The 5,755-nt window shown below is 38.5% G+C and carries 7 protein-coding genes; 5 read left to right on the top strand and 2 right to left on the bottom strand.

Going from position 1 to position 5,755, the window contains the following annotated elements:
* From X919_RS0106060 to X919_RS0106040, 5 genes are all read left to right on the top strand, one after another.
* Positions 1–1,073: outer membrane beta-barrel protein (locus X919_RS0106060; RefSeq protein ID WP_028899411.1), on the top strand; the 1,073-nt coding region annotated here is incomplete at its 5' end.
* A gap of 92 nt (positions 1,074–1,165) precedes the next feature.
* Positions 1,166–2,233 (top strand): radical SAM/SPASM domain-containing protein, encoded by a 1,068-nt coding sequence (locus tag X919_RS0106055; RefSeq protein WP_028899410.1) that lies wholly within the window; start codon positions 1,166–1,168, stop codon positions 2,231–2,233.
* Positions 2,234–2,238: 5 nt separating this feature from the next.
* Positions 2,239–3,312, top strand: coding sequence for a Gfo/Idh/MocA family protein (locus tag X919_RS0106050; protein WP_028899409.1), 1,074 nt, complete (start codon positions 2,239–2,241; stop codon positions 3,310–3,312).
* 31 nt (positions 3,313–3,343) lie between these two features.
* Entirely contained in the window at positions 3,344–3,874 is a 531-nt protein-coding gene (locus tag X919_RS0106045; protein WP_028899408.1) for a hypothetical protein, read from the top strand.
* A 129-nt stretch (positions 3,875–4,003) separates the two neighbouring features.
* On the top strand, positions 4,004–4,534 hold the full coding sequence (locus X919_RS0106040; RefSeq protein ID WP_028899407.1) for a hypothetical protein: 531 nt from the start codon (positions 4,004–4,006) through the stop codon (positions 4,532–4,534).
* A gap of 43 nt (positions 4,535–4,577) precedes the next feature.
* On the opposite strand, the gene X919_RS0106035 is transcribed toward X919_RS0106040, so the two are convergent.
* Together X919_RS0106035 and X919_RS0106030 are read right to left on the bottom strand one after the other, a co-directional pair.
* Positions 4,578–4,868 carry a helix-turn-helix domain-containing protein gene (locus tag X919_RS0106035; protein ID WP_028899406.1) on the bottom strand — a complete coding sequence of 97 codons (291 nt, stop codon included), beginning with the start codon at positions 4,866–4,868 and terminating at the stop codon, positions 4,578–4,580.
* An 11-nt stretch (positions 4,869–4,879) separates the two neighbouring features.
* A complete protein-coding gene (locus tag X919_RS0106030) occupies positions 4,880–5,182 on the bottom strand; it encodes a helix-turn-helix domain-containing protein (RefSeq protein WP_028899405.1) in 303 nt (100 codons plus the stop codon).
* Positions 5,183–5,755: the final 573 nt, after the last annotated feature.

Below are 5,755 nucleotides of genomic sequence, written 5' to 3'. Positions count from 1 at the left end.
CAAAACGAGTTCAACAAAATAGAGCTGCTTCTCAAAAGAATGGGCAGCCAAGGTATTCTATACCTTCAAGCGCTATTGGAAATGATAGGCGTGTTTTGGTAAAAAAGACTATTCCTACTGAAGATATTTCTTCACAGATCATAACAGACAGTGTTGAATCAGAGCAGCAGCCAGTATTCTTCCATGTAGATTCCTTGCCAAAGTATTTGGCTACTGGTGAAATCAGTATAGACGACTCCGTGCTCCGTATTCCACAAATTTCAGAAGATAAAATGTTGGCATCGAATGGAAACATGAACCTCGATGTAAACCATAAGAAGAAATACCCGTGGACATTCAACTTCGGCTATTCCTCCAATGCTGGAGCCAATGGAGCTATGTCTAATTTGAACTATCTCTCGGTGGTAGATTATGCTAACGGCGGTGCGGCTGCCAAACTATATACCTGGGATGATTATGTAAATTATTTAGTCAGGAACAATGCGCTGATGGATTCTGTAGAGAGGGCAAAAATGTCATGGATTGCACTGAATAATGCAACAGAGGGCAATGCGTCTTTAGGTGAGAAGGCGCATCACTACCGCCCAAAAATATTTGGTTTATCGCTTAATAAGCAATTAAGTCAGCATTGGACTTTTGGCACAGGATTGACCTATACAAGGTTGAAGTCTGATTTTGAGAGCGAGTTTAATGGTGCGACTTTGTTGAAGAGTCAGAAAATTGATTATATAGGCATACCATTACGATTGACCTATCGTATATGGGGAAAAGGTCGCTTCAATGCCTATACAACCGGTGGTGTGACATTCGAGGTGCCAGTCCATAGTTCGCTTGATAAGAAATATATCATAACATCCGACTCGTCGTACACTCTGAAGGGTGACATCAAGCCACGTTATCAGTGGTCCGTTAACTTGGGTATCGGTGTGCAGTACAAGCTATTCAAACCTTTCAGCTTGTATATAGAACCAAATATGTTCTATTATTTTAGAAATGGTAGTAGTCTCGAAACTTACCGTACAGAGCATCCGTTTATTATTACCGTACCATTCGGATTACGGCTTACTTGGTAAATGGAGAGAATGAATTGATAAAAAAGTTACAAAACTGTGCAGTCTTTTTTTTGTTTTCTACTCTTACAGTAAAAGACAAAACTTTAAAAAAGATGTACAGTATTTATGACTACATCCACAATGGAATGGTATTTGTCAACAATGTAGTACGCAGACAGCATAAGGAACTTACCTCTTTAATGATATATTCCACAACAAGTTGTCAGTCTCGTTGCAAACACTGTTCCATTTGGAAAAAACCTACAGAAAATCTAAGTCTGGTTGATATTATCAGAATAATGAATAGTAAATGTGTAACAAAAAGCACGATAGTAGGTTTGGAAGGAGGTGAGTTTATCCTCCATCCCGAAGCGGACAATATATTAGAATGGTTTGATACTAACCATCCTAATTATACATTGCTGTCCAACTGCCTTGCAACGAACAAGGTAATTTCTGCTGTAAAAAATCATCACCCTAAACATCTATACATATCACTTGACGGTAATAGAGAAACCTATCGTTATATGCGTGGGAGAGATGGGTATGATAAAGTGATTAAGGTTATAGAGGCATGTAAAGACATCGTGCCTATCTCCCTAATGTTTTGTCTTTCTCCATGGAACTCGTTTGAGGATATGAGGTATGTCATAGATTGTGCTAAACAATATAACATTGATGTACGTATTGGCATTTACAGCACAATGTCATTCTTCGACACAACCAAAGATTTAATAGAATCCAATGATGCGGATTTCATCAGCCAGATACCCTCTTCCATACATCAAACATATGAGAACTTTGACTTTGTAGCTTTGTATGACGAGTGGAAGAATAATAGACTGAAGTTACGGTGTCATAGCATATTCAGTGAATTGGTCATCCATTCTAATGGGGATGTCCCCTTATGCCAGAATTTAGATGTAATCTTGGATAATATTCACGAGAATACACTCGATGAGATATTCAATTCAAGGAATACGTGCAAAATTCAATGCCAACACTCCAAGGAATGTAATCAATGCTGGATCAACTATCATCGTAAGTACGATATTATCCTGTTGAGAAATCTGGAGAAAATGTTTCCCAAGCGATTGATAGAGTTATTTTATAGGAAATATCAATGGACCAGCGACAGACAAACCACCTATAAGAAACATTTCAAGCAAATAACAGCATAGCTAAAATGGGATATTTAGATAACATCATAAGCAGATACAAGAGCATGCGCAGTATGAGGGAACTGTGCCATACCTACACGCAGCAGTATGCGCTGGTAGGTCTCGGCAGTCATTGTGCAAATAACCTGTTGCCCGTCATACAGTATCTTCAATTACCCCTGAAATATATCTGCTGTACCTCAGAGAAGAAAGCCGAGCTGATTTCTCAAAAATACAAGGGAGTCAAGGGAACTACATCTTTACAAGATATTCTGAATGATGATACGGTTTCGGGAGTCTTTGTGGCTGCTCATCCACATTCACATTTTCATATAGCAACTGAAGTTATCAAAGCTGGGAAATCCTTATTTATAGAAAAACCGCCATGTGAGAATGAAAGAGAATTAAAGTCTTTGATCGATACTATCATGCTATATGGCTCACAACATATCGTTGTCGGACTGCAAAGACGTTTTGCTCCTGCCACTCAAATTCTGCAAAAGCGATTGAAAGGTGATGGCAAACGACATTATCATTATCGCTATCTTACGGGGCTATACCCAGAGGGTGATGCCCTGCTTGACCTGTTCATCCATCCTCTTGACTATGTAACATTCCTTTTTGGAGAGGCAAAGATAAAAAGCTTGGATGTCATTCGCAGTAGAGATGGCGCCCAAACTTTATTTCTTGTATTGGAGCACCAAGATATAACAGGTATGTTGGAACTATCAACAGATTATTCTTGGCAAGAAGCACGGGAACAGCTAAATATCAGTACAGATAAAGGACTTTATATGTTGGAAAACATGGAGCAACTCGATTTCACACCGAGACGCTCTGCAGTGTTGGGCGTTCCGTTGGAGAAAATATTCCGAAACAATACAACCGTAGTCAATCTATACGGAAGAAACGGCTTTGTTCCAATGATTGGGAATAACCAAATCGTTTCCCAAGGATTCTTCTCCGAAATCAAGACATTTGCTGATATGGTTGAAAACAGGTATGAGACTAATCATACTTTGGGCATAGAAAGTGTCAGCCATGTTTATTCCTTAATGTCAGAAATAAAGAAGTATATGAAGGCAATTGGTGTCCATTAATATTTTAATAACTAATTAAATTCGACAAATTATGAAAAAGTACTTTTGTGTATTGCAAGTGCTCATTTTGTCATCATTGTTGTTTATTGGTTGCAGCAATGAAGATGAGCCGGTTTCAACTCCCACAATGCAAGTTTCGAGAACAGAATTGTTTGCTATAGGGACAACCCGAATGACAAGAGCTGCTCCAAGCTCCTATCTTTTTACACTTGACAACATCAAGTCTTTCAACGCGCAGACCCGTGAGATTATCTTCCAGGATTTTGAGCCGATAAGTCAGATCTTTCCCATTTACCGTAACATCGAAATACATTCGTATGGTAAGGTTTTACTCCATATCTCAACATTTGTATCTTCTTTTAATAGCCAAATTTTCACAGACTTATCATTAGTTTCAGAATCTGGCAAGTTTTATCTGAGTGACTGTTACCCACGCAATATTGAGGACAATAGTCAATATGTTAAAGAGAACAAGGCCATTCAAAAAACAAAAGAAAAAAGAGCGGCAGAATGGGGAGAGTTTCTCTCAATACTCAAAAAACACGGAAAGTTGATTGAATAGTAAACACTATCCATAAAATGTATGTCTTTATTGCGGATTTCAGCAATAACAGAAATACGTAATAATATAAGCAAGAAATAACTTGTAATTACGTTTATATAAATATCAACATATAAAATCCTTGTAATTATGAAAAAAGTATTTTACAGCCTAATCCTTTTCTGTGGATTATCTGCATGTTCCTCTGAGAAGGTATCTCTTGAGCCATTAAGAATTTATGATGTTGCAAATTCTAATTGTAAGTTAAGCATCTCTCCGACAGATACACGTCCTGACTTCTATGCAGAAAACAATGCTATGCCAGCAATATTAAGTATAGAGTTGGATAAAGACGGTGTTGCCCAATGTATGTTGGAAGATGTGAAAGCTAACTGTGCCGTAAAAAATATTTATGTGAATATCGCTAATCAAGATAATCAGATAACCCTTATCGTGTACCATAATGTGCTTGATGCACTTGCCGATTGCATTTGCAAATATGATGTTCGTTTTAAGATGAGTAAATTGCCTTCTGGTAATTATAAACTAAAGGTTTACTATGCTAACCCAAATATGAAATATGATGAATCTAATATTGCATATAATGGACAAATAAATATTGTTCAGAATAGAAAAGTCTCTGTAAAATTCAACCCAGAAATTGGTTTACCTGAGAATTAAAGATGTAGGTGCCATATAGTATTGTCAATATTCCATCTTCATCTTATTCCCTATAGTTATTTTTTAGTATCCTCTCTATTTCTGACTCCTTATAGAGTATATTCCCTGCGAACTGTGTATAGGGAATAATCCTCCTGTCCCGATAGTCCTGCAGGGTGCGGGGGCTGATATACAGCCTCTCGCATACTTCTTTACCTGTGAGGAAATGTTCTCCACCAAACAGTGGCTTGTGTGTCTGTGCTACTTCCTTAATTCTCTTGCTTACTCCGCTGATAGCGGACAGCACCACCTGCATGTCGTCAGCCTTCATGTTTAAGCCTCTTACCTGTTCTATATTCTTCATGTTTATTTGTTGATATTAGTTTTATCCGTTTTTGATTTCTCTGTTTTGGTTTGGAGCAATTGCTCCACATCCTCACGCTTGTAATAGCACTTATGTCCTACTTGGGCAAAGGGCAGCACGCCTGTATCCCGATAGTGCTGCAAGGTACGCTTGCTGATATTAAGCAACTTACATACATCACCGTTGTGCAGCCAGTCTGTATGTCTGCTCTGTTCCCCGAATGCCTTGCGGCAGGTCTCGGCAAGATTGAGTATCTCGTCCCTCAGTCTTGCCCAATTTGAATCCGTAATGATAAGATATCCCATAGTTTTATTGTTATTTTGTTTGTAATTCTTTCTTATTGGTATTGACAACACCTTTGTCTGTTCTGCGTTTCATCGCATGTTTCTGCCTGCAAAAGTATGATGAGTTTATCACACTTCAAAGCAGTAGGGAACAGTAGGGAAACATCGGGAAGTTGAAGGAAAAGCTAACGCATTTTATCGGCAGTCGTTTGCGCATTCTTACCCTGTTTTCTTCTTTCACCGTCCGTTTGGCGCAAAGATAGGGCGGTGCATGTCCAATTCAATCAGCGTTTGTTCAACTGGCAGCTTATGGCACTTTCGATATGGACAAACGCTACCATATTTCCGTACTGATTCTATCGTTTGCAATATCAGTGCAGAATATTGCAAACATGCGCAAGTGGTACACTTCTATCTCAGTCTTTCCTTGCTATTTTATATCCAGTTTTGACTTAATTCGTGTTTAAATCAGTCATTTCTTTTCCTGTCTCCATAAAAATCTGTGCGAACTTCATTGCCAATGAACGCAACATTATGCAAGCACTCTCCGAATGCTTGGAACTTTCCAGTTCTCTTCATAACTTCACTCTCGGA

The organism is Prevotella sp. HJM029, from assembly GCF_000599605.1.
Lineage (GTDB): Bacteria > Bacteroidota > Bacteroidia > Bacteroidales > Bacteroidaceae > Prevotella.
This window is presented reverse-complemented; position numbering and strand designations above follow the sequence as displayed.

Excerpts from the sequence above, each read along its gene's own strand:
- X919_RS0106055 (WP_028899410.1), top strand. The coding sequence starts at position 1,166 with ATGTACAGTATTTATGACTACATCCACAATGGAATGGTATTTGTCAAC.
- X919_RS0106050 (WP_028899409.1), top strand. The coding sequence starts at position 2,239 with ATGGGATATTTAGATAACATCATAAGCAGATACAAGAGCATGCGCAGT.
- X919_RS0106045 (WP_028899408.1), top strand. The coding sequence starts at position 3,344 with ATGAAAAAGTACTTTTGTGTATTGCAAGTGCTCATTTTGTCATCATTG.
- X919_RS0106040 (WP_028899407.1), top strand. The coding sequence starts at position 4,004 with ATGAAAAAAGTATTTTACAGCCTAATCCTTTTCTGTGGATTATCTGCA.
- X919_RS0106030 (WP_028899405.1), bottom strand. The coding sequence starts at position 5,182 with ATGGGATATCTTATCATTACGGATTCAAATTGGGCAAGACTGAGGGAC.